24 protein-coding genes and 1 pseudogene are annotated in these 25,539 nt (G+C 71.4%); 19 read left to right on the top strand and 6 right to left on the bottom strand.

What is annotated here, in order from left to right; all coding sequences use genetic code 11:
- Positions 1–224 precede the first annotated feature (224 nt).
- The 4 genes and pseudogenes from ABD817_RS23855 to ABD817_RS23840 all read left to right on the top strand — a co-directional run.
- Positions 225–593 (top strand): annotated as a pseudogene (locus tag ABD817_RS23855) (cellulose binding domain-containing protein); the annotation flags it as partial.
- A gap of 51 nt (positions 594–644) precedes the next feature.
- On the top strand, positions 645–1,850 hold the full coding sequence (locus ABD817_RS23850) for a cellulase family glycosylhydrolase (protein ID WP_425583402.1): 1,206 nt from the start codon (positions 645–647) through the stop codon (positions 1,848–1,850).
- Between the two features lie 173 nt (positions 1,851–2,023).
- The gene (locus ABD817_RS23845) at positions 2,024–2,395 is read left to right on the top strand and encodes a VOC family protein (RefSeq protein ID WP_344920320.1); all 372 of its coding nucleotides are present in this window, start codon (positions 2,024–2,026) and stop codon (positions 2,393–2,395) included.
- Positions 2,396–2,430: 35 nt separating this feature from the next.
- The gene (locus ABD817_RS23840) at positions 2,431–3,021 is read left to right on the top strand and encodes a DUF4865 family protein (RefSeq protein ID WP_344920319.1); all 591 of its coding nucleotides are present in this window, start codon (positions 2,431–2,433) and stop codon (positions 3,019–3,021) included.
- A gap of 7 nt (positions 3,022–3,028) precedes the next feature.
- Here ABD817_RS23840 and ABD817_RS23835 read toward each other — a convergent pair whose 3' ends face one another.
- Entirely contained in the window at positions 3,029–3,673 is a 645-nt protein-coding gene (locus ABD817_RS23835; RefSeq protein WP_344920318.1) for a LysE family translocator, read from the bottom strand.
- Positions 3,674–3,840: 167 nt separating this feature from the next.
- Between ABD817_RS23835 and ABD817_RS23830 the strand changes: the two genes are divergently transcribed.
- Both ABD817_RS23830 and ABD817_RS23825 read left to right on the top strand, forming a co-directional pair.
- Positions 3,841–4,662: an alpha/beta fold hydrolase gene (locus tag ABD817_RS23830; RefSeq protein WP_344920316.1), complete on the top strand. Its 822-nt coding sequence runs from the start codon at positions 3,841–3,843 to the stop codon at positions 4,660–4,662.
- Complete coding sequence (locus tag ABD817_RS23825) at positions 4,655–5,221, top strand: TetR/AcrR family transcriptional regulator (protein WP_344920315.1); 567 nt, start codon at positions 4,655–4,657, stop codon at positions 5,219–5,221. Before ABD817_RS23830 ends, ABD817_RS23825 begins: the two co-directional genes overlap by 8 nt.
- A gap of 19 nt (positions 5,222–5,240) precedes the next feature.
- Here the strand turns inward: ABD817_RS23825 and ABD817_RS23820 are convergent, their stop codons facing one another.
- Entirely contained in the window at positions 5,241–6,344 is a 1,104-nt protein-coding gene (locus ABD817_RS23820) for a winged helix DNA-binding domain-containing protein (protein ID WP_344920314.1), read from the bottom strand.
- 294 nt (positions 6,345–6,638) lie between these two features.
- A complete protein-coding gene (locus ABD817_RS23815) occupies positions 6,639–7,436 on the bottom strand; it encodes a GNAT family N-acetyltransferase (RefSeq protein ID WP_344920313.1) in 798 nt (265 codons plus the stop codon).
- A gap of 198 nt (positions 7,437–7,634) precedes the next feature.
- On the opposite strand from ABD817_RS23815, the gene ABD817_RS23810 reads away from it, so the two are divergent.
- The 6 genes from ABD817_RS23810 to ABD817_RS23785 all read left to right on the top strand — a co-directional run bounded on the left by ABD817_RS23810 (position 7,635) and on the right by ABD817_RS23785 (position 14,904).
- The gene (locus ABD817_RS23810; RefSeq protein ID WP_344920312.1) at positions 7,635–8,609 is read left to right on the top strand and encodes a tyrosine-type recombinase/integrase; all 975 of its coding nucleotides are present in this window, start codon (positions 7,635–7,637) and stop codon (positions 8,607–8,609) included.
- 202 nt (positions 8,610–8,811) lie between these two features.
- Positions 8,812–9,297: a hypothetical protein gene (locus ABD817_RS23805; RefSeq protein ID WP_344920311.1), complete on the top strand. Its 486-nt coding sequence runs from the start codon at positions 8,812–8,814 to the stop codon at positions 9,295–9,297.
- A gap of 486 nt (positions 9,298–9,783) precedes the next feature.
- Entirely contained in the window at positions 9,784–11,064 is a 1,281-nt protein-coding gene (locus ABD817_RS23800) for an Nramp family divalent metal transporter (RefSeq protein WP_344920310.1), read from the top strand.
- 149 nt (positions 11,065–11,213) lie between these two features.
- A complete protein-coding gene (locus tag ABD817_RS23795) occupies positions 11,214–11,912 on the top strand; it encodes a hypothetical protein (protein WP_344920309.1) in 699 nt (232 codons plus the stop codon).
- A 639-nt stretch (positions 11,913–12,551) separates the two neighbouring features.
- Entirely contained in the window at positions 12,552–13,202 is a 651-nt protein-coding gene (locus tag ABD817_RS23790; protein WP_344920308.1) for a lysophospholipid acyltransferase family protein, read from the top strand.
- Positions 13,203–13,272: 70 nt separating this feature from the next.
- The gene (locus tag ABD817_RS23785; RefSeq protein WP_344920307.1) at positions 13,273–14,904 is read left to right on the top strand and encodes a penicillin-binding transpeptidase domain-containing protein; all 1,632 of its coding nucleotides are present in this window, start codon (positions 13,273–13,275) and stop codon (positions 14,902–14,904) included.
- A 223-nt stretch (positions 14,905–15,127) separates the two neighbouring features.
- Here ABD817_RS23785 and ABD817_RS23780 read toward each other — a convergent pair whose 3' ends face one another.
- A complete protein-coding gene (locus ABD817_RS23780) occupies positions 15,128–15,415 on the bottom strand; it encodes a DUF3040 domain-containing protein (RefSeq protein WP_329079866.1) in 288 nt (95 codons plus the stop codon).
- A gap of 331 nt (positions 15,416–15,746) precedes the next feature.
- Here ABD817_RS23780 and ABD817_RS23775 point away from each other — a divergent pair, with 331 nt between their 5' ends.
- Positions 15,747–16,202: a hypothetical protein gene (locus ABD817_RS23775; protein WP_344920306.1), complete on the top strand. Its 456-nt coding sequence runs from the start codon at positions 15,747–15,749 to the stop codon at positions 16,200–16,202.
- Positions 16,203–16,478: 276 nt separating this feature from the next.
- On the opposite strand, the gene tuf is transcribed toward ABD817_RS23775, so the two are convergent.
- Complete coding sequence (gene tuf / locus ABD817_RS23770; protein WP_344920305.1) at positions 16,479–17,651, bottom strand: elongation factor Tu; 1,173 nt, start codon at positions 17,649–17,651, stop codon at positions 16,479–16,481.
- Positions 17,652–18,066: 415 nt separating this feature from the next.
- On the opposite strand from tuf, the gene ABD817_RS23765 reads away from it, so the two are divergent.
- Both ABD817_RS23765 and ABD817_RS23760 read left to right on the top strand, forming a co-directional pair.
- A complete protein-coding gene (locus ABD817_RS23765; protein ID WP_344920304.1) occupies positions 18,067–18,246 on the top strand; it encodes a hypothetical protein in 180 nt (59 codons plus the stop codon).
- Between the two features lie 70 nt (positions 18,247–18,316).
- The gene (locus ABD817_RS23760; protein ID WP_486389324.1) at positions 18,317–21,550 is read left to right on the top strand and encodes a S41 family peptidase; all 3,234 of its coding nucleotides are present in this window, start codon (positions 18,317–18,319) and stop codon (positions 21,548–21,550) included.
- Positions 21,551–21,630: 80 nt separating this feature from the next.
- Here the strand turns inward: ABD817_RS23760 and ABD817_RS23755 are convergent, their stop codons facing one another.
- Positions 21,631–22,479, bottom strand: a complete 849-nt coding sequence (locus ABD817_RS23755) for a helix-turn-helix transcriptional regulator (protein WP_344920302.1) — start codon at positions 22,477–22,479, stop codon at positions 21,631–21,633.
- Positions 22,480–22,860: 381 nt separating this feature from the next.
- On the opposite strand from ABD817_RS23755, the gene ABD817_RS23750 reads away from it, so the two are divergent.
- The 4 genes from ABD817_RS23750 to ABD817_RS23735 all read left to right on the top strand — a co-directional run bounded on the left by ABD817_RS23750 (position 22,861) and on the right by ABD817_RS23735 (position 25,432).
- Complete coding sequence (locus tag ABD817_RS23750) at positions 22,861–23,112, top strand: hypothetical protein (protein ID WP_344920301.1); 252 nt, start codon at positions 22,861–22,863, stop codon at positions 23,110–23,112.
- Positions 23,045–23,377 (top strand): Atu4866 domain-containing protein, encoded by a 333-nt coding sequence (locus ABD817_RS23745; protein WP_344920300.1) that lies wholly within the window; start codon positions 23,045–23,047, stop codon positions 23,375–23,377. The genes ABD817_RS23750 and ABD817_RS23745 overlap by 68 nt, the downstream gene beginning before the upstream one ends.
- A gap of 214 nt (positions 23,378–23,591) precedes the next feature.
- Complete coding sequence (locus ABD817_RS23740; protein WP_344920299.1) at positions 23,592–24,899, top strand: MFS transporter; 1,308 nt, start codon at positions 23,592–23,594, stop codon at positions 24,897–24,899.
- A 242-nt stretch (positions 24,900–25,141) separates the two neighbouring features.
- Entirely contained in the window at positions 25,142–25,432 is a 291-nt protein-coding gene (locus tag ABD817_RS23735) for a DUF1905 domain-containing protein (protein ID WP_344920298.1), read from the top strand.
- Positions 25,433–25,539: the final 107 nt, after the last annotated feature.

The raw sequence follows: 25,539 nt of genomic DNA, 5'->3' as shown, positions 1-25,539 counted from the left end.
ACGTCTCACGGCGGCCACCTCCGAGTCGCGGCGTGTGCGGGGTGCCGCCATCCTTCCCCGGCCACGTCCGTTAGTAAAGCTTCCTAACGATTAAATTTTCTTCGGCGGGCAAGGGCATCGGGGTCTTGCGTGACACGCCCGCTCCACCTAACGTCACGTTTCACGTTAGGAAACTTTCCTAATAAAGCGCCACGACGTGTCCACCACCCCCCACGCAAGGAGCGATGATGCGGCGCACCACCCCAGCCCTGGTGCTGACCGGGCTGCTGACGTTACTGTTCACCCTGCTTGTCCCGTCCGCCGCGCACGCGGACACCGCGACGTTCACCAAGGCGCAGGATTGGGGCAGCGGCTACAGCGGCCAGTACACGGTCAAGAACACCGGGACCGCCACGCTGAACGGCTGGACGGTCTCCTTCGACCTCCCGTCGGGCACGAGCCTCGGCACGTACTGGGACTCCCTGATGACCAGCAGCGGCAGCCGCTACACCTTCAGGAACCGGGATTACAACGGCACCCTGGCCCCCGGGGCGAGCACCACCTTCGGCTTCACCACCTCCGGCTCGGGCTCGCCGGTCAACTGCACGCTCAACGGCGCCCCCTGCGGCGGCGGGCAGAACCCCGGTGACACCACGCCGCCGAGCGTGCCGTCCTCCCCGCGCGGCACCGGTACGACGTCCTCCTCCATCGGCCTCGCCTGGAACGCCTCGACCGACAACAGCGGCACGGTCAAGGACTACCGGGTCTACGAGGGTTCCGCCGTGGTCGCCACCGTGACCGGCACGAACGCCACGATCTCGGGACTGGCCGCCTCGACGACCCACACCTACACCGTCACCGCCCGCGACGCCGCGAACAACGAGTCGGCGAAGAGCGCGCCCGTCACGGCGACGACCCAGGCGGGTGGCGGCGGCGGTGGCACGCCGGTCGCGGCCAACGGGCAGCTGCGGGTCTGCGGCACCAAGCTGTGCAACAAGAACGGCAAGCAGATCCAGCTGCGCGGCATGAGCACCCACGGCCTGCAGTGGTACCGGCAGTGCGTCACGAGCGGCTCGCTGACCGCGCTGGCGACCGACTGGAAGGCCGACGTCGTGCGCCTGTCCACGTACGTCCAGGAGGGCGGCTACGAGACGAACCCGCGGATGTTCACCGATCTCGCGCACACGCTCATCGAGCAGGTCAGCGCGCAGGGCATGTACGTCATCGTGGACTGGCACATGCTCACCCCCGGCGACCCCAACTACAACCTCGCCCGAGCCAGGACCTTCTTCACCGAGATCGCCCAGCGGCACGCCGCCAGGCCGAACATCCTCTACGAGATCGCCAACGAGCCGAGCGGCGTGAGCTGGAGCACCATCAAGGGCTACGCCGAGCAGATCATCCCGGTGATCCGGGCGCAGGACCCCGACGGGATCGTCCTGGTCGGCACCCGCGCCTGGTCCTCGCTCGGGGTGTCGGAGGGCGCGTCGGAGACCGAGGTGACGGGCAACCCGGTCAACGCCTCGAACATCATGTACACCTTCCACTTCTACGCGGCCTCGCACGGCACCGAGTACCTCAACACGCTGTCCCGCGCGGCCGACCGCATCCCCATGTTCGTCACCGAGTTCGGCACGCAGAACTACGCCGGGGAGGAGGCCAACGACTTCACCATGTCCCAGCGTTATCTCGACCTCATGGCGAGCAAGAAGATCAGCTGGGTGAACTGGAACTTCTCCGACGACAACCGTTCCGGTGCGGTCTTCAAGACCGGCACGTGCGCCGCCGGCGGCCCCTGGACCGGTACCGCGCCACTGAAGGAGGCCGGCGTCTGGATCCGTGACCGGATCCGCACCGCCGACGACTTCTGACGAAAGACCCGGGGGGGAGGGAGGCCGGCGCGGGAACCGGCCCCCTCCCCCCGGTGGTCCGGCGGGACCGCGAGCGCGGTCCCGCGAAGACATACAGCGGCGCCGGAGGGTTCTGCCAGGATGGTCCTGCGGAGACGTACGGGGGCGCCGGAGGGTTCTGCCAGGATTGGGACATGGTGAGGATCGGGCAGGTGGTGCTGGGCGTCACCGACATGGAGCGCGCCGTCGGGTTCTGGACGCGGGCGCTGGACTACGCGCCCCGCGAGGGCCAGACCGGAGACGACTGGACCGTGATCGAGCCCGTGGAGGGGAACGGCGTCCCGCTGGCGCTCGACGTGACGCGGACGCCGGTCCAGGAGCACCCCCGGATGCACCTTGACCTGTTCACCCCCGACGCCGCCGGGCAGGCGGCCGAGGTGGAGCGGCTGGTGTCACTGGGCGCCGAACGGGTCGACTGGGACCTCTACCCGGACGACCCCGACTTCGTGGTCCTCGCCGATCCCGAGGGCAACCTCTTCTGTGTCATCGACCTCAGCCACGGCTGAGCCCCGCAAGCGACAAGCACAGGAGGTCTCCTTCCATGCACGCCATGCAGTACGAGATCGGGCTGCCCGCCGACTACGACATGGGGGTCATCCGCGAGCGGGTGGCGACCAGAGGTCACGCGCTCGACGGCTACGCCGGGCTGGGGCTCAAGGCGTACCTGATCAGGGAGCGGGGCGTGGGCGGCTCCACGGTCAACCAGTACGCGCCGTTCTACCTCTGGAGCTCCCTGACCGGCATGAACGACTTCCTGTGGGGCGGGGGCGGCTTCCAGAACATCGTGCGAGACTTCGGCAGGCCCGTGGTCCGGCACTGGACCGGCGTCGGCTACGAGCGGGGGCCGTCATCGGCGGCGGCCCCCCGTGCGGCCTCGCGCCGTACGGACCCGATTCCCGCCGACCTCGACCCCGCGGCCGTGGTCGAGCGGGCCCTGGCCGAGCTGCGGCGGCACGCCGGCGCGGCGGGTGTGCACTCCTCGGCCCTCGCCGTCGATCCCCGGCACTGGGAGCTGGTGCGCTTCACACTGTGGGAACACGAGGTCTCCGGAGAGGGAGACGGGACCGCCTACCAGGTGCTGCACCTGTCGGCACCGCACCTGGACGACATCGCGACGGGCCGCCACTGGTAGCCAGCCATTACGCGGCCACGGCGGGCGAGCGGTCGGTGGCGATGCGGAGGGCGAGCCCCCCGAGTACGGCGCCCATCAGATAGCGCTGCACGCGCATCCAGGTGGGCCGCCCGCCGAGGAAGGCCGCGACCGAGCCCGCGGTCAGCACGATCAGCGCGTTGACCGACAGCGCGATGACGATCTGGGTGGCGCCCAGCAGCAGGCTCTGCGTGCCGACGTCACCGCGCGCGGGATCGACGAACTGCGGCAGCAGCGACACGTACAGAATGGCGATCTTGGGGTTGAGCAGGTTGGTGACCAGCCCCATGGAGAACAGCCGCCGCGGCGGGTCCGCGGGAAGGGCGCCGGGCGCGAAGATCGGCTGGGTGCCGGGCCGGATCGTCTTCCAGGCCAGCCACAGCAGGTACGCGGCGCCCGCGAGCTTGATAGCGACGTACACGGCGGGCACCATCGCGAAGATCGCGGCGATCCCGGCCACCGCCGCCAGCAGGTAGATCAGGAAGCCAGCCGCGACGCCCGCCAGGGAGATCATGCCGGCCAGGCGGCCCTGCGTCACCGACCGCGACACCAGGTAGATCATGTTGGGTCCGGGAGTGAGCACCAGGCCGAGGGCGACCGCGGCGATGCCCGCGAGAGCGCTGACAGAGATCATGAGCACATCATCGAGCATCCCGTTCACCGAAAGAACGGCCAATTTCGGGAATTGGCATGGAGCCGGTACCGGCAGAGCTCGGATCGCGCTCATGGCGCGGGCGGGCCTTGACAGAGAAAGCTACTGCAATTAGCTTTTGGGCTATGGGAGATAGCCAAGGAGTGCGCGTGACGGGTACGGAGTTCCTGGAGGTGCCCGGCGGGCGGCTGGCATACGAGGTCGGCGGGCCGCAGGACGGGCACCTGGTGGTGTGCGCGCACGGCATGGGCGACACCCGCGGGGTGTTCCGGTTCCTGGCCCCGCTGCTGGCGGAGGCGGGCTATCGGGTCGCCACGGTCGACGTGCGCGGCCATGGCGAGTCCAGCACGGGCTGGCCCGACTACAGCCCCCGGTCGATCGGCGCCGATCTGCTGGCCCTGGTCCGTCATCTGGGCGGCCCCGCGGTCCTGGTCGGCAGCTCCTCCAGCGCGGGGGCGGTGGCGTGGACCACGGCGACCGCCGCCGAGGGCGAGGTGAGCGCCGTGGTCATGCTGGCGCCCTTCGTCGGGCGGCCACAGCTCGGTCTGATGCTGCGGCTGGTGCAGGACCTCGTCATGGCCAGCCCGCTCCTGTGGGGGATGTACTACCGCTCCCTCTATCCCACGGCCAGGCCCGCCGACCTCTCCGGCTACCTGCGCGCGCTGAGGGCCACGCTGCGTGAGCCCGGCAGGATGGCCGCCGTCTCGGGGGTGGTCGCCCCCTCCGAGGGCCACTGGACCGACTGCGCCCCCCGCATGACCTGCCCCGTCCTGATCGTCATGGGGTCGAAGGATCCCGACTTCCCCGACCCCGCCGCGGAGGCGCGCCTGGCGGAGGAGCTGCTGAGGCCGTACGCCGCCACGACCGAGGTCGGGATGATCGAGGGCGCCGGCCACTACCCGCACGCCGAGATGCCCGAGGCCACCTTCGCCACCCTGGAGGGTTTCCTGGCCGGAGCGGTCCGTGCCTAGGGCCGGACTGACCTCCGGCGCGGTGGTGGACGCGGCGCTCGCCCTGATCGACGAGGAGGGGCCCGCCGCGCTGACGCTGGCCGCGGTGGCCGCCCGTACGGGCGTGGCCGCGCCCTCCCTCTACAAGCACGTCCGGGGCCTGCCCGAGCTGCGCAGGCTCGTCGGCCTGCGGGTGATGGACGACATGGCCGCGAGGCTCGGCACGGCGGCCATGGGGCAGAGCCGCGACGAGGCGACGGCCGCCCTGATGCGCGCCTGGCGGAGTTACGTGGTCGACTTCCCGCACCGCTACGCGGTCTTCCCCGACAATCCGCTGATCGATCCCGGCCTGGTCGACACGGCGACCCGCCTGCTGGAGGTGATCCTCGCCGTGCTGCGCGGCTACGGCCTGGAGGGGGCGGAGGCGATCCACGCCACCCGCTGCGTCCGCGCGGCCGTGCACGGTTTCGCCTCCCTGGAGGCGGCCGGCGGGTTCGGGCTCGGGGAGGACCTGGACACCAGCTACGAGACGCTGATCGCCATGGTCGTCTCGGGCCTGCCCCGGTCACCCGCGTCCTAGCCCAACCGAAACGACGCGCTCAGGCTTCCAGGAAGCGGATGTCGCGGGACGTCGCCGCCGGGGCGACGAAGTCGAGCGTGCGCGCCCCCTCGACCTCCAGATCCGCCCGCTCCCCCGCGCTCACCGGCGCGAAGAGCTCGACCTCCAGGATCGCCTCGCCCCGTTTCTCCGTCACCCTCCACATGCCCCGTACGAAGCCGTCGACCAGCACCGTCGCCTTGATGATGCCGTTGACGGTGAAGACCCGTCCCCGGTACTCCTCCTCCGTGATCCGGGTCCTGGTCCGCTGGGCGAACGACAGCAGCGTGTTGTCGAACTCCGACAGGTAGCGCACCGGGGCGGGAGTGCCGGGGTCGGGGCGCGACGCCTCCGGCAGGTCGAACAGCTCCGCGCCGTCCTCGGTCACGAAGGCCCGCAGGCCCATCCCCCGGACGGTCTCCCCCAGGCGGGTCATGCCCGACCACTGCTGGACGTCCATCACCGTGGCGGGGCCGTAGGCAGCGAGATAGCGGCGGATCGCCTCCTCCGCGGAGGGGCGCTCGTCCTGGGAACGGCCCAGCCACGCCTCCGCCGTGGTGTGGGCGGCCTGCCCGCCCGCCCCCCAGATCCCCCTCGGCGGGACCTGGACCAGCGCCAGCGTGTTGCGCACCCCGGCGACCAGGTCGGCGGTGGGAGCCTCCGGCCACCGCTCCCGCAGCAGCGTGCCGAGCTCGCGGAAGGTCAGGGGGCGTTCCTCCACCAGCTTCCGCCCCACGGCGGCGAGCTCGTCCAGATCCACCCCCGCCAGGCCCCTGCCATGCGCCGTCCCCCGCAGGCCCCGCGCCAGCATGGGGGCGAGCAGCGGGCGCAGCGCCAGGCAGTCGTCGGCGGTGACCAGGTGGATGGTGGAGCGCATCAGCGACAGCCGCACCACCAGGCGCTCGTTGATCAGCCGGGCGAGATCGTCGTGGGCGAACCCGGACAGGCGGCTCCACAGCCCGATGTAGGGAGGATTCTGCGCCTGGGCCTGCATGCCGTACAGGTGCCGGACCGCCTCCAGCGCGGGCAGCTCCGCGCGGGCCAGCAGCAACTGCCGCTCCAGGGTGGCCCGGTTGAGCGCGCGCCGGCTGAGCACCTCGGGCATGCGTGCCCCCTCGTGACGAGTCGCGCCGCCGGGGAGTGGCGGCACCGCGAGTCCACTTCAAAATCCACGTCAGAATACCAGAACGGAATGATTCGTTCCACATGTTTCCGCTCGGCATCCAGCCCCCACGGGAAGACCGGCCACCCCTCACAACGGCCCGGCGGGAGATCCCGCAACCCTCGACCGCAGGCCGATCCGTCTCCGCGACCGGCTCACCCGGGCGCGTCGCGCTGTCCCCTCGCCCGTCCGGCGTCGTCGTCTCACCCGGGCGCGCCGCCCTTCACCCCCGCGTGATCAGAGGGTCGGCGGCACCCACACGTACGGCGTCGTCGTCGTGATCGCCTCCAGACCCAGCCGGGCGAGGATCGGACGGCTGGCGTCGGAGGCGTCCACATGCACCAGGCGGAAACCCCGCGCCACCGCCAGCTCCGCCCGGTACGAGACCATCGCCCGGTAGACGCCCCTGCCCCGCCACTCCTTCAGGGTCGAACCGCCCCAGAGCGAGGCGAAGTCGGTGCCCTCGTGGAAGCGCGCCCACGCCGCGCACACCACCTGGCCGCCCGCCTCGGCGATCACCACCGCGCACGGGTCCCCGGGGCCTGCGAGGTCGCGCTCCAGCATGCCGGGCAGCCAGCCGTGGTCGGCGTCCCAGACCGTCTCCTCCAGCTCGCGGATGCGCTCCAGGTCCTCTCGCCCGGCCGCCTCGCGCAGCCGTACCCCGGCGGGTGCCGTCTTGGCACCGGCCAGCTCACCGGCCTCGCCGACGAACACCGTCTCCCGCTCCCCCGGCTCGAACCCGGCCGCCGCGAGCCGCTCGGGCAGGTCGGCGGGCAGGTCGTAGCCGTGGTACTTCCACTCGACCTCGCGCCCGACCCGGGTGAAGAAGTCTCGCTGGCCCACGATGAAGGCGTCCAGCTCGGCGCCCTCCAGACCACCCAGGTCCCGATATGTCAGGAAACCCTGGCCGTGGCCGTTCGACACGGTCCTCAGCAGCGGCCCGACCCGCTCGGCGGTGCGGCCCGGCATCGGCCTGGCCCGGAGCTGCTCGTCGTATGCCCTGAGGTAGGCGGAAGCCCGTGATGAGATGTCCATTGCGAACAGCCAACCACACACTCACCGCCTCCGACATGGCGTTATGGACCTAGACACGGTCCGAGGGTTCCCGTCCCTCCCGCCGTCCGGCCGCCCTTGCCGCTCCGGCCGAGCGCCCGGACACGGTCCGGAGGTCTCCGTCCCGCCACGGTGCCTTTACAGTGTAGATTCTCGCGGGCGGCCGGTAGGGTCTGCACGGTGAGCGTGCCAGCCCTCCCCACCCCGCCCGGCCCCTCCATCGAGCCCGCGCGAGATCCCTACCGGGTGTATCTCGACTCCCTGACCAGCGCGGAGTCCCGCCGCACCATGCGCGGCTGCCTCGACAGGCTCGCCGCGCTCGTCTCGGGCGACACGGTCTCCTCCGGCGCGGGCCAGCCCTGGCACCTGCTGCGCTACGAGCACACCGTGCGCATCCGCGCCCTGATGACCGAGCGCGGCTGGTCTCCCTCGTACGTCAACAAGCACCTGGTCGCGCTGCGCAGGGTGCTGCGCGAGGCCTGGCGGCTCGGCCTGATGACCGCCGAGGAGTACCAGCGCGCCGCCGACCTGCCGACGGTCGAGCACACCCGCCTGCCCGCGGGCCAGCACGTGCCGCCCGAGGTGGTGGGCGCCGCGCTCGCCGCGTGCGACCGCGACGACTCACCGGCCGGGGCCCGCGACGCCGCCCTGCTGGCGGCGCTCTACTCCACCGGCTGCCGCCGCGCCGAGATCGCCGGGCTCACGCTGGGCGACTACGACCCCGGGTCGCGCTCGCTGCGGGTACGCGGCAAGCGCGACAAGGAGCGGATGGTCTACCTGACCACCGAGGCCCTCTCCAGGATGGAACGCTGGCTGGCCGTGCGGGGCCGCCCCGCCGGTGCCCTGTTCTGCCCCATCAGCAGGCTGGGCCGGCTGCGGACCAGGAACGGCGGGCCCGCCCCCATGACGGGACAGGCCGTCGCCGACATCCTGGCCAAGCGCCTGGCCGAGGCGGGGGCCACGGCGCGCACCCCGCACGACTTCCGGCGCACCTTCATCGGCGAGCTGCTCGACGCCGGGGTGGACCTGGCCACCGCGCAGGCCCTCGTCGGCCACTCCTCCCCCGCCACCACGGCCCGCTACGACCGCCGCCCGGAACGGCGCCGCCGCGAGGCCGTCGACAGGATCACCCTCCCCGCCCCCAAACCGCTCTGACCACCGGCGGAGGCCGCTCCCGCGGAACCGGCCCCGCCGTCCGGCGCCCGATCCGGGGCCTCTCGGGGCCGGTCGCGGGCACCGGCGGGCGGCGTTCCCCGGCACCGTGACCGGAGCCTGATCCCGACACGTTCCACCGGCCGCGCCGTAACTGTCGGTGGCGACCCCTACTATGAGCCACCTCAAGGAGGGATAGCCGCTCATGGTGGACGCGCTGAGGGTTTCGCTGCTGGTCACGACCGATCTGCCGCCCGATACCGATCTGAAGGAGTTCGGGCGGTTACTGGTCGACTCCGTGCTCACGCTCCAGCGGGGCGAGGCGACATATCCCGCGCTCCTGCGCGGCGGGGTGTTCTGGCTGGACCGGCCGCTGCCGCCGTCCGACGACGACGGGCTCCCCCGCGCGGCGGCCGAGGAGTTGCGGTTCGCGGCGCTGCTGGGCCATCTGTCGGCCGCCCACCCGCCGGGTTCGGCGCGGGAGACGGTCGCCGACGCGGGCCGGGCGATCACCGCCGCCGTCGTCGCCCGGTACGGCGACCTGGGCAGCCCGCCCGCCGTGATGGCGATCCGTGGCGAGGACGTGCGCGAGCGCACCCCCCGTTCGGCCATCCCGGTGGGATTGGAGACAGTCGCGGGGCCCCTGCCCGAGACGGTGCCGTCCCTGCCGTCCCTGGGCGCCCCCGCTTGAGCGCCGCCCGGCGCGGGGTCCTCTCCGCCCCCGCCCCGGCGGGCTGGTAGCTTCCCATCCGTGGAGGTGACGATCCGGTACGGGCGCACCGAGGATGCCGAGGCGCTGCCGGCCTTCTGGCTGGTGGCCGCCGAGGGGACCGACAGGCGCCGGGCATTCCGCGGGGAGGTCGGCGCGGCTCGCCGGAGACCATCATCATTTATACGACTTTCCGCCTTTTAGAAATATAAGAGGTGGATTCCCGAGGCGTGCTATTTATTTGCTCCGGCTAGCCCTCAACCGCTTGTCTTCATTCTTTGGCTGCGTAATCCTTGATTTGCGGCACTGAGGCTGCGATATACCGCTAATTCACGCTTTCCGGTGATTCACTCGCGAGCGCGGGACGTCGCGCGATCTCGCACTGCCGAGGCGGGGCTCGACGCCCGCTCGCCGGTGAACGCCCGCCGAACACAGGTGACGGCGGGCATGACACGCCGGGAGGCATGGATGAACGACGACGGCACGCTGACGCTGTCCCCACCCGCCTCGGCATCCCGGCCTCCCAAGCGGCCGGGCGGTTCGCGGGCGGCTCCGATCCTGGGACCGGCGTTCGTCGCGGCGATCGCCTACGTGGATCCGGGCAACGTGGCCACCAACCTGACGGCCGGGGCGACGTCGGGCTACCTGCTCGTGTGGGTGGTCGTGCTGGCCAGCCTCGTGGCGCTCCTCGTGCAGTTCCAGGCGGCGAAGCTCGGCATGGCGACCGGCATGAGCCTGCCCCGGCTGTGCCGCGAGCGTTTCTCCCGCCTCGGCGGCCTTCTGCTGTGGCTCCAGGCCGAGGTGGTCGTCCTGGCCACGGATCTGGCCGAGTTCGTCGGCGCGGCCATCGGGATGCAGCTGCTCTTCGGGATGCCGCCCGCGATGTCGGCGGTGGTCACCGCCGTGGTGGCGCTGCTCATGCTGCGGCTGCGGCGGCACGGCCGGACGCGGCGGTTCGAGCTCGTCAGCGCCGCGAGTCTCCTGCTCGTCGGGGCGGGTGTCGTCTACGACGTCGCCGAGGTGGGCGGCCAGTCGGTCACCGGGCTGGCCGGTGGGCTGGTACCTCACCTGGACGGCGGCGGCTCGCTGGTCCTCGCCATGGGGATCGTCGGCGCCACCGTCATGCCGCACGCCATCTACCTGCACTCCGCGCTGGTGCAGGGACGGGGATGGCCGGCCGGCATGGCGTGGCGACGGCCCGCGCTCGTCCGGCGGGCACTGCGGATCGACTGCCTGCTCGGTCTCGGCACCGCCACGGTCGTCAACGTGTCGATGATCGCCCTCGGGGCCGGGCTCGGGGCGGCGACGGGCGGAGCCTGGACCGGCGACCTGTTCGCCGCCCACGCGGAGTTGCTGAACCGGGTCGGCGGCGCCGCCGCCCTCGCGTTCGCCGTCATGCTCCTGTCGTCGGGAGTCTCCTCCTGCGGGGTGGGCACCCTGGCGGGGGACGTGGTGATGCGGGGCTTCCTGAACCTCCGGATACCGATCCAGCTACGGCGCGTCGTGACGATGACACCGGCCGTCCTCGCCCTGGTGCTCGGCGTGCCGCTGACCAGCCTGCTGATCGTGAGCCAGGTGGTCATCTCACTCGGCGTGCCCGTCGCGCTGTTCCTGCTCGTCCACTTCTGCCGCGACCGGTCGATCATGGGCCCCCTGGTCAACGATCCGCTGACCACGCGGATCTCGGCCTGCGCGGGCGCCGCGGTCGCCGTTCTCGGGTGCTGCCTCCCGCTGACCCTCCTGTTCTGAAAGTTCTGAGAGCTCTCACACCGAAACCCGGCCACGAGCCCGCCCCGGCATCCCAAGGAGCTGAACCCGCATGACCGGCCCGACCGATGAGAACATCCCGCAGCCGCAGCGCGATGGCGAGGGCGCCACCGACACCGGCTCCTGACGACATGAACGCGAGGCAGCGGGCGGAGCGGAGCGGGCACCCGGGCGAGCCCCGGCTCCCCGCCGCGTACGCGGTGGTGGTCGCCGCGGCGCTGTACGCGGCGCTGCCGGGCAAGCTCATCATCGGGCCGAGGTTCGTCATCCCCGCGCTGGAGCTGTTGCTGCTGGTGCCCCTGATAGCGATCAATCCCCGGCGCATGGTCCGGGAGAACTGGCTGATGAGGCGGCTGTCCATCGCCCTCGTCCTGGTCATCGCGATGGCCAACGGGGTGTCGCTGGTCCTGCTCATCATCGAACTGGTGTCCGGTCAGGTCAGGGAGGGCAGGCAGCTGCTGCTCGCCGCCGGCCAGGTGTGGGTGACCAACATCATCATCTTCGGGCTGGCCTTCTGGGAACTCGACCGGGGAGGGCCCGTGCGGCGTACCCAGGCGAAGGGCGAGCTGCCGGTGGCCGACTTCCGCTTCCCCCAGGACGAGGACCACGACGCCGTCGCCGAGGTGGCCGCCCGATCGTCGGCGAGATCGGGGTGGACGCCCGGCTTCGTCGACTACCTCTACGTGTCGGTGACGAACTCCTCCGCCTTCAGCCCCACCGACACCATGCCGCTGTCGGCGCGGGCGAAGCTCCTCATGTCCGCGGAGTCGGTGTCGGCGCTCATCCTCTCGGTGCTCGTCATCTCACGAGGTGTCAGCCTGCTGCGATGACGCGTCCCGGACAGGGCGGACATGCCCACACCGTACGGGACGAACAAGATCCGCTTGATCCGGATGCCGGCGAACCGTGCGGCCCCTTCCCGCACGCCGATCACGAACAGCGCACGGGAGGGAGCCGACGGTGTGCGCCACCACCGCGACGACCACGGCCGGCAGCCGGTCACGACATCGGCCGACGGTTCTCCGAGAGGGCGTCGAGGGGCTGTGACCTGCGGATCCACGGGGCTCGCGGCCGCTCGGGACACGCCGGTGATCTCAAAGCGGAATAACCAGCGGCGGACGTCGGTTAGAGTGATCGTGCCGATGTGGTTTGTGTCCCCCGGGCCGCAAATTACCGCCTTCACGGAATACCGTTCGGCTGGAGCCGTGTTGTGCCTCTCGCCGAGGAGGCGACCGCCACATCGGCACCAAACGTCACGCCCCGCGGGCCCTCCCGGCCCGCGGGGCGTTTCTCTGTTGCCCCGCTCCCTCCGTGCCCGGTGGGTGGGTTTCATGGGATTCGCCCTGGAAAGGCGCGACGGTGTTGGAGGAGGGCTACAAACCTGGAAGCTCCGCTTGTGCGGGTGCGTACAACCGTCGGCCGTCGGGTGACCACCTAGTGTTGGGTAACCCGTCTCATGAGGAGAGCCCGTGCTCTATCGCCTGACCAAGATCGTCGGCGCTCCGATCCTGCATCTGCTCTGGCCGACCACGGTCACCGGAAACGAGCACGTCCCCGTCACGGGTCCGGCCATCATGGCCTCCAACCACCTGTCGATACTCGACTCGACCTTCCTGCCGCTGGTGCTCAAGCGCCAGGTGCGCTTCGTCGCCAAGGCCGAGTACTTCACCGGCAATCCCGTCACCGCGACGTGGATGCGCGCCACCGGCCAGATCAGCATCGACCGGCAGAGCCCCACCTCGGCCCAGGACATGCTCGACGCGGCCTCGGAGGTGCTCAAGAACGGCGAGCTGTTCGGCATCTACCCGGAGGGCACCCGCTCCCCCGACGGGCGCCTCTACCGGGGCAAGGTCGGCGTCGCCTGGCTCGCCCTGGCCACCGGCGCGCCGGTGATCCCGGTGGCGATGGAGGGCACCGGCGAGGTGCTGCCGATCGGCGCCGCGAGACCCAGGCGGGGCCGGGTGAACGTACGCATCGGCAAGCCGATGACCTTCACCGGCTCGGAGAGCAGCGCACGCGACCGGCGCAGGGTGACCGACGAGATCATGTTCGCGATCCAGGAGCTCTCCGGCCAGGAGTACGTGACGAGCTACGCACCCAGCCGCACGCAGAGCAAATGATCATTTATGTACATATGTCGCTTTAGCGCACGCTAGGCTGCGGCCCTGGGCAAAAAGACTGGGGGATCAGGTGGCACGGGGCAAGACGATCGCGATCACATCGGCAGCCGTCGTGCTGGTGGCGGGGGCCGCCGGGGGCGGCGCCTGGTGGTACCTGCACACCAGGGGGACCCCCCAGGAGACCGCGGAGCGGTTCGTCAGCGCCTGGCAGAGCGGCAACCTAGCGGGCATGCGCGCCGAGCTGGGAGCGCCGGACCCGGCGTTCGCCAAGGCGTACGACGACATGCGCAAGGCCCTGGCGGTGGAGAGCACCGCGGTGCGGCTCGACGGGGTGCGCGAGACCGGCGACGGCACGGGACAGGCCTCCTACACCGCCACGCTGAGGCTCAAGGACGTCGGCGAGTGGAGTTACTCCGGCAGCGTCGACCTGGCGGTCGTCGACCGGCACTGGCGCGTCAAGTGGTCGCCCAAGGCCGTCCACCCCGACCTGACCGCGGCCACCGCCTTCGCGCTGAAGACGAAGTGGCCGGAACGGGCCGCGATCACCTCGGCGAGCGGCGACCGCATCGACGGTGCCGACGCGGGCGGCTCGGTGCAGCAGATCGTCGGCTACCTGGAGAAGGCCACGGCGAAGAGCGTCGCGAAGCTGGGCGTGCCCTACAAGGTGGGTGACGCGGTCGGCACGAGCGGGCTGCAGCACACCTTCCAGGAGCGCCTGGCCGGCACCCCGGACACCGAGATCGAACTCGTCGGCGCGGACAAGAAGACGGTTAAGACGCTCGACACGATCGAGGGCAAGACCGGTGAGGCCCTGGAGACCACCCTGGACATGCGGGTCCAGGGGGCCGCGGTCGAGGCCGTCCGCGACCTGAAGAAGACCGCCGCCCTGGTCGCGATCAGACCCTCGTCCGGCGAGATCCTCGCGGTGGTGAACAACCAGGGCGGCTTCAACCGGGCCCTGGACGGCAACTACCCTCCCGGCTCGACCTTCAAGGCGGTCACCGCCGTGGGACTGCTGGCCGAGGGGATGAGCCCCGGCGACCGGGTCACCTGCCCCAAGGACGTCACGGTGGGCGGCCTGCCGATCCGTAACTCCAACCACGCCGCCTACGGCTCGGTGTCGCTGTCCGACTCCTTCGCCTACTCCTGCAACACCACCTTCGCCCCGCTGACCAAGGAGCGGCTGAGCTCCGACAAGCTGCTGAGCACCGCGGAGCTGTTCGGTTTCAACAAGCCGCTCAACATCGGCGTCGTGGCCGCCAAGGGCAGCTTCCCCAAGGCCGAGAGCGACGCGGAACTGGCCGCGGAGTCGTTCGGCCAGGGCCGGATCACCGCGAGCCCGCTGATGATGGCCTCGGTCGCCGCCGCGCTGGCCGACGGCACCTGGCGCCCGCCGACCCTGGTCCCCTCGATCAAGCAGGAGACGCAGCCGCAGGCCCTCCCCGAGGCCGTCCTGTCGAACATGCACCGGATGATGTCCGCGGTCGTCACCAAGGGCACCGCCAAGGACGCGGGCCTGCCCCGGGGCACCCGGGGCAAGACCGGGACCGCCGAGTACGGCGAGCAGGACGACCTCAAGACGCACGCCTGGTTCATCGGCTTCCGCGGCGAGGTGGCCTTCGCGGTGATCGTCGAGGAGGGCTCGGGCGGTGGCGCGGTCGCCGCCCCGGTGGCCGCCGACTTCCTGCGCGCTCTCGGCTGACAGCGGTCCCCGGGCGGGCAGCGGTCCCCGGGCGGGCAGCCGATAAGCCAGGCGGGCACCCGATGGGAGTGGTCCCGCCCGTCCAGATCCCCCCAGACCCCTGTCTCCTCGTTCCCGGCCTTCCCGGCGGTGATCCGCCGGGGCGTCCACGTCCCGAAGATCTATACGCGGCCGGGGGCGACCGGCACCCGCACGAGGTCACCCGTCACCCCGGCGGTCGCGATCACAACGGGAGCGCCGCGACCGCCTCGTGCCGCAGGACCATGATGAGAAGCGTGGCGATCAACGTCGCGATCAGCAACCAGCTGAACATGATGATGACCGTCGAGCGGCGGAGACGCCTGGAGGAGCGTCCCCGCCCCTTCTTGGTGCCACGCCTGCGACCGCCGCCCTCCTTGCGCTGGACGCGCTCGTTGAACGACTCCAGCCGCGCGGCGAGCCGTGGATCCTCATCGATGAGGTGGCGCTCGATCTGCAGCAGCATGCGCTCCTCGTCTTGTGACCAGGCCATGCATCACCTCCCCGGAACGCAAGCCGTGTGCGGACGTTCTGCCCAATCGTGAAGATCATTATCCTTTCACATGGCTTCGATTTACCTCTTCTTTTCACGGGCGCAATCCAAGCACGCGATCATGCCCTCGCACGGGGCCGGCGCGGCACCGGCCGGAGTGTCGGGCGATTCCCAGCCTTCTCCGCGATCTCGACATTCCACCGCTCCTGACCTTCCCCATCACGCCGCCCGGCAGGTCGCGGCCACTTTTCGTGACGCCACCACCACGTCCGGCGACAATGGATCGTCAAGCCTTCTTGACGTCAGGGGAACTTGACGAAATGCTGGGGGCATGTTCACACCAGACAGCCTCGAAGGCGACTTCACGCTCCTGACCGCCGCCGCCCGCTACGACGAGCTCCGCGTGCGCGACGCCCTGGCCCCGGCGGCGGGTGACGCCACCGGCGGAGAGCACCCCGACGACCCCAACGACCCCGCCGATCCCGAGACACCGTCCCTCACCCGCGACGAGGTGCTGGAGCTCCTCGCCCTCGGGGAGGTGGTCGCCCGCAAGGCGGGCTACGGGCGCCAGCTCGCCGTACGCTCCGCGCGAGCCGTGGGCGCGTCGTGGTCGCAGATCGGCGCGGCCCTGGGCACGAGCAAGCAGGCCGCGTGGGAGGCGCACGGCCGGTGGATCGACGACCAGGCCGAGCAGCACCGGCTCAGCGGTTACGAGGGCATGAGCGTGCGCGACGCGGCGGCCGCGCGCGCCCTCGCCGGGGCCCCGGACGGCGAGAGCGAGGCGTGAGCCCCGGACAACGAGAGCGGCGCACGAACGAGAACCCAGGATGGCGAGGGCGAGGCGTGAGCGAGAGCCTCGGACGGCGAGAGCGGCGCACGAACGAGAGCTCTGGGCCGCGCCACCGGCCGTCCTCGCGAGCGTGACGGGCTTCGCGAGCGTGACGGGCTTCGCGAGCGTGACGGGCTTCGCGCCGGTGACGTCACCCGCCCCCGTACGGCGACTCGCCATACGGGGGGCGGGGACGTCACCGGCGCGGCTCGTACCGGATCGCGCGGGCCCGTCTCAGTCGAGCGGGGCCGTCACCGTGCCCGCGCCGACCGTCCTGCCGCCCTCGCGGATCGCGAAGCCGAGACCGGCCTCCACCGCCACCGGCCTGCCGAGCTCGACGGTCACCTCGACCGTCTCGCCGGGCAGCGCGAGGCCGGTGCCGCCCAGGTCCATCCGGCCCGGCACGTCGGTCGTCCGCAGGTAGAACTGCGGGCGGTAACCCGTCGCGACGGCGCCGTTCCGCCCGCCCTCCTGCCCGGTCAGGAGGTAGACGCGGGCGGTGAAGGCGCGGTGGGCGGTCTGGGTGCCGGGGGCGGCCAGCACCTGGCCGCGCCGTACCTGCTCGCGCCGGACCCCGCGCAGCAGCAGCGCCGCGTTGTCACCGGCCTCGCCCCGCTCCATGGTCTTGCCGAAGGTCTCGACCCCGGTGACGACGGCGGTGAAGCCCTCGCCGAGCCCGACGGCCTGGACGGTGTCGCCGACCCTGACCGTGCCGCGCTCGATCGCCCCGGTGACGACCGTGCCCCGCCCGGTGACGGTGAGCACGTTCTCCACCGGGAGCAGGAACGGGGCGCCGGTGTAGCGGACCGGCACCGGGACGTGGTCGTCGACCGCCTGGAGCAGCGCCTCGACCGACGCCACCCACTCCGGGTCGCCCTCCAGCGCCCGCAGCCCGGACACCCTGACGACGGGCACGTCCAGGTAGCCGTGCTCGGCGAGCAGGTCCCGCAGCTCCAGCTCGACGAGGTCGGCCAGCTCCGGGTCGGCCCCGTCGGACTTGTTGAGCGCGACCACGACGTACTCGACGCCCACCCGCCGTGCGAGCAGCACGTGCTCGCGAGTCTGCGGCATGATCCCGTCCAGCGCGGACACCACCAGGATCGCCCCGTCGAGCTGCGCCGCCCCCGTGATCATGTTCTTCACGTAGTCGGCGTGGCCGGGCATGTCCACGTGCGCGTAGTGCCGCGCGGCCGTCTCGTACTCGACGTGGGAGATGTTGATGGTGATGCCCCGCGTCGCCTCCTCGGGGGCCCGGTCGATCCGGTCGAACGGCACGTACCTCGCGCCGCCCCGCTCGCTGAGCACCTTGGTGATGGCCGCGGTGAGCGTGGTCTTGCCGTGGTCGACGTGTCCCATCGTGCCGATGTTGAGGTGCGGCTTGTTCCGCACGTAGGCCTGCTTGGCCATGACTGTTCTTTCCCTCGATGCTCGCCTGTGACGGCGACCCGTGCTCGGCCGACCCCTCCCCGCCGGGTCACCGGGACTCACGGGAAGGGGTCAGCGCTCCGCGCCGTCGAGCCGCGACGCGGCGGACATCGGGGCACGCCCCGGCGCGCCCGCGGTGGCGGGCGTCGCGAGGATGGCGTGCCGGAACATGCGTTCATGGTCGGGTACGGCCGGGCGGAACCGCAACCGGATTTCCGGCCCGCCCCGGGCTGCCCCCGACCGCCCCGGCCGGCACCCGCTGGACCCGCCGCGCCACCCGAGCACACTCCGTGTTTGATTCGCCACGCATCGTGGATGATTGATGTCCGTAAAGGGTACTAAACCTCTTTGAATGCCTAATCAACGGCATCGTCCATCAAGCACAACGGGGGAAACGATGACGGACTCCAAGGACGCCAAGGATTCCAAGAACAAGGCCGCGAAGGGCTCGGGGAAGAGCAAGAAGGCCGCGATCAAGGCGACACGATCGGCGAAGGAAGGGAAGAAGCAGGGCGAGCAGCCCGAGGCCAGGCCGCAGGAGACGGGGTCCGCCTACCAGGGCGGGCGGGCCGTCTGACCGCCGAGGGCGTGAAATCATGATCGGGTGACCGGGGTGAAACCCGGTCACCCGATCATGGAGTGACACGATGCCCGCCTACCTGCGATTTCCGACGATTTTTGGTGACATGGTCGTCTTCGCTGCCGAGGACGACCTGTGGATGGTCACCGCCAACGGCGGGCGGGCCTTCCGGTTGACCGCCGGGGTGGCCGAGGCGGGCTATCCGCGCTTCTCCCCCGGCGGCGACCGGCTCGCCTTCGTCGGCCGCGAGGAGGGGCCGGAGGAGGTCTACGTGATGCCCGCCGACGGCGGCGCGGCCCGGCGGGTGACCTACCACGGGGCCCGTTCCAGCGTCACCGGCTGGGATCCCGGCGGCGGCATCGTCTACGCCAGTGACCAGGGGCAGCCCTTCGAGGGCCGTACCTGGCTGCACCGGGTGGAGCCGGGCGGGGTGCCCGAGCGACTGCCGTACGGCCCGGCCAACACCATCTCGTACGGCCCTCGGATCGTGCTCGGCCGCAACACCGCCGACCCCGCCCGGTGGAAGCGCTACCGGGGCGGCACGATGGGCGACCTGTGGATCGAGACCGGCGAGGAGGGGCGGTTCCGGCGGCTCACCGCGCTGCCCGGCAACCTCGCCTCGCCCCGCTGGGCCGGTGACCGGGTCTACTTCATCTCCGACCACGAGGGGGTCGGCAACGTCTACTCCTGCGACGCGAACGGCGGCGGCCTGCGCAGGCACTCCGACCACGCCGACTACTACGCCCGCAACCTGTCGGGCGACGGCCACCGGCTGGTCTACCACGCCGGGGGCGAGCTCTACCTGGTGGAGGACGGGGAGTCGCGTCCCATCGAGGTGCGGCTGCGCAGCTCGCGCACCCAGCGCAACCGCCGGTTCGCCCCGGCCGAGGACTTCCTGGACAGCGCGACCCTCAGCCCCGACGGCGTCGGCCTGGCCGTCACCACCCGGGGCAAGGCGTTCTCCCTCGCCGCCTGGGAGGGCCCGGTGCGCCAGCACGGGGCGCTGTACGGGGTGCGGTACCGGCTGCTGAACTGGCTCAACGACGGTGAGCGGCTGGTGGCGGCGGCCAGCGACGAGGGCGACCGCGAGGTGCTGACGGTGCTCACCGCCGACGGCGTCACCGAGCCCGTCAGGCTCGACCGCCTCGACACCGGCCGGGTCATCGAGCTGGAGGTCTCCCCCACGTCCGACCTGGTCGCGGTGGCCAACCACCGCAACGAGCTGATCCTGGTCGACCTCACGCCCCACCCGGCCTCCGACTCGGCGCCCGGCTCTGCGGCCGGGGAGGGTCCGGCCCGGGGCAGGGTGATCGACTCCAGCAGGTTCGGCGCGATCGAGGACCTGGCCTGGTCCCCCGACGGCCGCTGGCTGGCGTACGCCTGCCGCGACACCGCGCAGACGACGGCGGTGAAGCTGTGCCGGGTCGAGACGGGCGAGACGTCCTTCGCGACCCGGCCGGTGCTGTGGGACGCCCGCCCCGCCTTCGACCCGGGCGGCGACTACCTCTACTTCATCGGCCAGCGCGTCTTCAACCCGGTCTACGACGAGCTCCACTTCGACCTGGGCTTTCCCCTGGGCTCCCGCCCCTACGCGATCGCGCTGCGCGCCGACGTCACCTCGCCCTTCGTCCCCGAGCCCCGGCCGCTCGGGGACGACGACGATGACGATGACGACGACGGCCGCGACGAGAACGAGGAACCGCCCGAGGTGGTCATCGACCTGGAGGGCATCGAGAACCGGGTCGTCGTCTTCCCCGTCCCCGAGGGGCGCTACGACGCCATCGCCGGGATCAAGGGCAAGGCCGTCTACCTGACCTTCCCCGTCGAGGGCAGCCTGGGCGACGACTACGCCGACTCCTCCGACGGCACCCTGCACGTCTACGACTTCGCCAAGCAGAAGCAGGAGACCCTGGTCGGGGACGTGTCGGAGTTCCGGCTCGGCCGCGACGGGAGCACGCTGCTCTACCACTCGGGCAAGCGGCTGCGGATGGTCAAGGCGGGCGAGGAGCCCGAGGACGACGACGCGCCCGGCCGTACGAGCGGGTGGGTGGACCTGTCCAGGGTGAAGGTGTCCATCCGGCCCGAGGCGGAGTGGCGGCAGATGTTCAGGGAGGCCTGGCGGCTGCAGCGGGAGAACTTCTGGACCGAGGACATGGCGGGGCTCGACTGGGACGACGTCTACCGGCGCTACCTGCCACTGGTCGACAGGGTCACCACCCGGGGCGAGTTCTCCGACCTGCTGTGGGAGCTGCTCGGCGAGCTGGGCACCTCCCACGCCTACGAGAGCGGCGGCGCCTACCCGTCCCGGCCGCACTACCGGCAGGGCAAGCTGGGCGTCGACTGGGCGTTCGCGGACGGCGTCTACCGGATCGCGAGGATTGTCGGCGGCGACCGGTGGAATCCCGAGGCGACCTCGCCGCTCAACCGTCTCGGCGTGGACGTACGGCCGGGTGACGCGGTGCTGGCCGTCAACGGCCAGCCCGTCGGCGTGGACGCGAGCCCGGACGAGCTGCTGGTCAACCAGGCCGACCAGGAGGTCCAGCTGACGATCCGGCGCGGCGACGACCGGCGGACCGTCACCGTGCGGGCCATCGGCGACGAGCAGCCGGGCCGCTACCGCGACTGGGTGGAGGCCAACCGGGCCCGCTGCCACGAGCTCGGCGGCGGCCGGATCGGCTACCTGCACATCCCGGACATGGGCCCGGAGGGCTACGCCGAGTTCCACCGGGGCTTCCTCGCCGAGTACGACCGCGAGGCCCTCGTGGTGGACGTCCGCTTCAACGGCGGCGGCCACGTGTCGGCGCTGCTGCTGGAGAAGCTGGCCCGACGCCGCCTGGGCTACGACTTCCCCCGCTGGGGCGTGCCCGAGCCCTACCCCGACGAGTCGCCGCGCGGCCCGATGGTGGCCATCACCAACGAGTGGGCCGGATCCGACGGCGACATCTTCAGCCACACCTTCAAGCTGCTGCGCCTGGGTCCCCTGATCGGCAAGCGCACCTGGGGCGGGGTGATCGGCATCTGGCCCCGGCACCACCTGGCCGACGGCACGGTCACCACCCAGCCGGAGTTCTCCTTCGCCTTCGACGACGTGGGCTGGCGGGTGGAGAACTACGGCACCGACCCCGACATCGAGGTCGACATCACCCCGCAGGACTACGCGGCGGGGGTGGACACCCAGCTGGACCGGGCGATCGAGGCGGCCAAGGAGCGTCTGGTCCTCCAGCCACCCCACACCCCCAACCCGGCGGCCAGGCCCCGGCTCGTGGTGCCGCGCCTGCCGCCCCGCCAGCGCCCCCTCTGACGGGGCGCGTACGGACCGCCGAGGCACCGGAACGGGCCGGGCGTGCGGGCCTCGCCTCCCCCGGGGCGGTCCGAGGGTGGTCAGGTCGCCTGACGGGCCCGCGGCGGTCTTTCCGTCTCCCGCGCGGCCGGCGGGCGCAGCCACTCGAAGGCGGCCGCGGTCGCCGAGGCGGGTTCGGCCTGATAGACGACGAACTGCTGGTGCGGGGCGCCGTTGACGGTGAAGGAGGAGAACTGGACGGCCAGGTCCCCCACGCGCGGATGTCGCAGGTGCTTGACCCCCTGCGTCTTCGACCTCACCTCGTGGCGGGCCCACAGGCCGGCGAACACGGGGCTGGCCGAGCTGAGCTCGTCGACGAGCCGGTTGACGCGCGCGGACTCCGGATCGTGGCCGTGGGCGGCTCGCAGTTCGGCCACGCAGGAGCGCGCGGCCCGCTCCCAGTCGCGGTAGAACGTCCGCCCCGCGGGGTCGGTGAACACCATGCGGGCCAGATTGCCGGAGGCGAACCCCTCGTGGAGGGCGGTGGCGAGCGCGTTGGCGGCCAGGATGTCCAGGGCGGGGCCCAGCACGAACGCCGGCGAGGCGGGCCAGCCGTCCATCAACCGCAGCAGCTGCGGGCTGACACGGTCCTCGGCGTCGTCTCGACGCCGGGAGGCGGGCCGGACCAGGCGGCGCAGGTGCTCGGTGGCCTCCTCGTCCAGGCCGAGGGCGCGTGCCACCGCCTCGACCACCCTCGGCGAGGGGTTCGACTCCCGGCCCTGCTCAAGCCGTACGTAGTAGTCGCCGCTCATGCCCGCCAGCATCGCCACTTCCTCGCGGCGCAGCCCCTTCACCCGGCGCCGCCCGTACTCCGGCAGGCCGGCGTCCTGTGGGGTGAGAGCCTCACGACGGGCACGCAGGAATTCTGCCAAAGGTGTGCTTTTGGACATTTTCCCAAGCTAGACGATGGATTCCGGGTCAGCCGTGACACGACAGTGTCAGCGGGGCTTTCCGGGGACTCCGACGAGGTTCGAGGCCGTGATCTCAGACGGGTGAACGTCGGTACCGGCCGCTACGAGCTCTGGCCGCACCGCACGGCGCCGTGTTCTCGTGCGCGTAACGCTCCCGGGCCACGTGCCCGTCGTCTTGACAGTGTGACGCCGGTGTCAAGACCGGCCTGCCCGGCGTCCTTCCGTCCGCGCCGGCCGGGACGCGTGTCTTCCTGGGTGTGGCACTCCCAGGAAACCGGCGGCCTTCTTCCCGGCGGTCGACCTGGACAGACTCAGACCTGTGAGCGGCCGAACCCGTGCCGCACCGAGGGAGAAGGTCTCGTGAACGCCGGCACGCGACTCGACCGGCCGCGCCGCCAGGTCGCCGCCCCCGGTCGGCACGTCCCGCTCACCGGCGCCACGATCGTCACCGTGGATCCCCGGCTCGGCGTCCCGCCCGAGGACGACCTGCCTGTCCGGGGCGGCGAGATCGCCGCCCTCGGCCCCGACCAGGAAGGCCACTTCCGTGAAACCGAACGTGCTGTTCGCGCTCAGCCTGCTCACCATGCTGACCACCGCGTGTTCCAGCCCTGAGCCCGGCGGGGCACCGGCCCGCGGCGCCGGTGGCCACCCCCACGTGGGCATGTGGGTGACCGCCGACGGCCGCATCCGGCAGGAACTCCTGCCCAACGGCCGGTACGAGGAGGAGCGCGACGGCCGCGAACGCGCCTACACCGGCCGCTACACCGTCACCGGCGATCACATCGACTACGTCGACGACACCGGCTTCACGGCCACCGGCGACGTCCGTGACGGTGTCCTCTACCACGAACACCTCGTGCTTTACCGGGAGCGGTAGGGGCGTCGGCAGGAAACGCGGTGGCCCTTTCGCGGGGTCCAGCGGTCGGCGGCGGTTTGCCCCGTTCTCCCCGAGCCGGCCGGACCGGCGAACGGCGACACCGGCTTTCTCCTGGATCATTCCGCCCTTCGGGTAGCTGCCTTCGATCGCGAATACGAAAACAGCGGAAACGTGATACTCCGCGCTTTATGGCTCTGGTTCTTATCCCTATAAGATGCCCGAGTTCGTAAGAGCAAGGAGAATAATGCGCCATTACTATATTCCTGTCTGGTTAAAGCCTGCCTTGGCGTTCGCGGTCAATGGTGCGCTGTATGGCAGTTTGCTCACCAGATATCCGGAAATCGCGGACCGGGTTGGCGCGAGTGAGGTCACGTTCGGGGTGGTGCTGTTCGCCGCCGCCCTCGGCGGGATGATCGGTTCGGTGGCCGCCCCGTTGCTGGTCAGGAAGTTCGGCGAGGTGGGGGCGACGGCGACGGCCGGTTGCGGATACGCCCTGCTGACGATTTCGGTGGCCTCGGCGCCCGAGCTGGTCCTGCTCGGGACGGCACTGTTCCTGATGGGATTCGTCGACGGTCTTCACGACGTCTCCATGAACGCCTTCTCGGTACGGATCCAGCAGAGCACCGACACACCCATCATGGGGCGGGTACACGCGACATGGTCGCTGTCCATGGCCGCGGCGGGTGTCCTGGGAGTCACCGCGGCCGCCCTCGGGGTGCCGATCGTCGTCCATGTCGCCGTGGTCGCGTCGGCCGCGTTCGCCCTGCAGCTCACCGTACTGACCCGCCGGTACCGGGACCGGTCGGAGACGGCCGGTCCCGGGTCCGCGTCCGCGAACGGGCCGGGCGCCGCGACGCACGGCTCGGACCGGAAGCGCCTGCGGCACGTCCTGCTGGTGCTGGGGGTGGCCGCCCTCGCCGTCAGCTACGTCGAGGGCCCCGGCCAGGAGTGGACGGGCCTGCTCCTCAGCAGGGGTTTCCAGGCGGAGACCGGGGTCGCGGCGTCGGGGACGCTGGCGTTCACGGTCGGCGTGGTGGCGTCCCGGCTGGTCCTCGACACGCTCAGCAGGCGGGTCGGCGTCGTGGTCGTGAGCTCCGTCTCCAGCGCGACGATCACCCTGGCCATGCTCGCCGGCCTGCTGACGGCCGTCGCCGGGGGGCCGGTGTGGTGGGCGCTCGCCGCCATCGCCCTCGCCGGTCTGGGCGCCGGGCCGGTCTTCCCCCTGCTCTACGGGGCGGCCGACCAGATGTCGGTACGGCACGGCATCGCTCCCGCGACGACGGCCTCCATCGTCTCCACCCTGGCGAGGATCGGGACGATCAGTGCGCCGATCATCGTGGGTCCCCTCACCGAGACCTTCGGGTTGTCCATGGTCTTCGTGGTCATCGCGGCCGGTGGCGGCCTGCTGCTCTTCTCCCTGCCGGGGGCCCTGCGGGTGAACGACGCCCGCTCGGACGACCGGCCCGACGACCGTCCCGACGACCGGGGGGTGGCCGGTGGCTCACCGGTCCGCCAGACCTGAAGGGCGCCGATCCCGCCGGGTGAGACGACGTGGAGGACGATCCGTGCCGTGACGACGACGTCGCGCCGGGCGTGGGCGATCCGCGGCGGCGGTCGTGCGAACACCGTCGAGGACCCCGGCCGCCGCCCCTGTGACGGTTCGCGAAGAATTCTCGCTCGCGGGCGATGATTCCGCCCCGTCCAGGGAGTCACCTCTCCGACCGGCCGCGGCACGCCATCGGCAGACGACCTCAGGAGACGAAGATGCCCACCCAGAAGCCCGCACAATCGCTCGACCACACCTTCACCGCACCGATCGAGAAGGACGGGGCCTTCGCCACCTTCGTGACCGTGCCGGGCTCCGCCGAACTCCTCGGGACGAGGCGGGCGGTGAAGGTCGGCGGGACGATCGACGGTCACCCGTTCACCGCCACCCTCATGCCGTCGGGCAACGGCCCGCACTGGCTTCCCATCAGGGCGGCGTTGTGCAAGCTCATCGGCAAGAGCCAGGCCGGCGTCGAGGTGACGTTCCACCTGGACCAGCGGCTCAGCTGAGCCACCCGGGCGGACCGCCGGGCCGATGATCCCCTCACGGAGGCGTCACGGCGACATCGGGGCCGGTCGCCGGTGGCGGCCGGTTCCACGACCGCGCGACGTCGATC

It is taken from the genome of Streptosporangium oxazolinicum (assembly GCF_039537505.1).
Classification (GTDB): Bacteria; Actinomycetota; Actinomycetes; order Streptosporangiales; family Streptosporangiaceae; genus Streptosporangium; species Streptosporangium oxazolinicum.
This window is presented reverse-complemented; position numbering and strand designations above follow the sequence as displayed.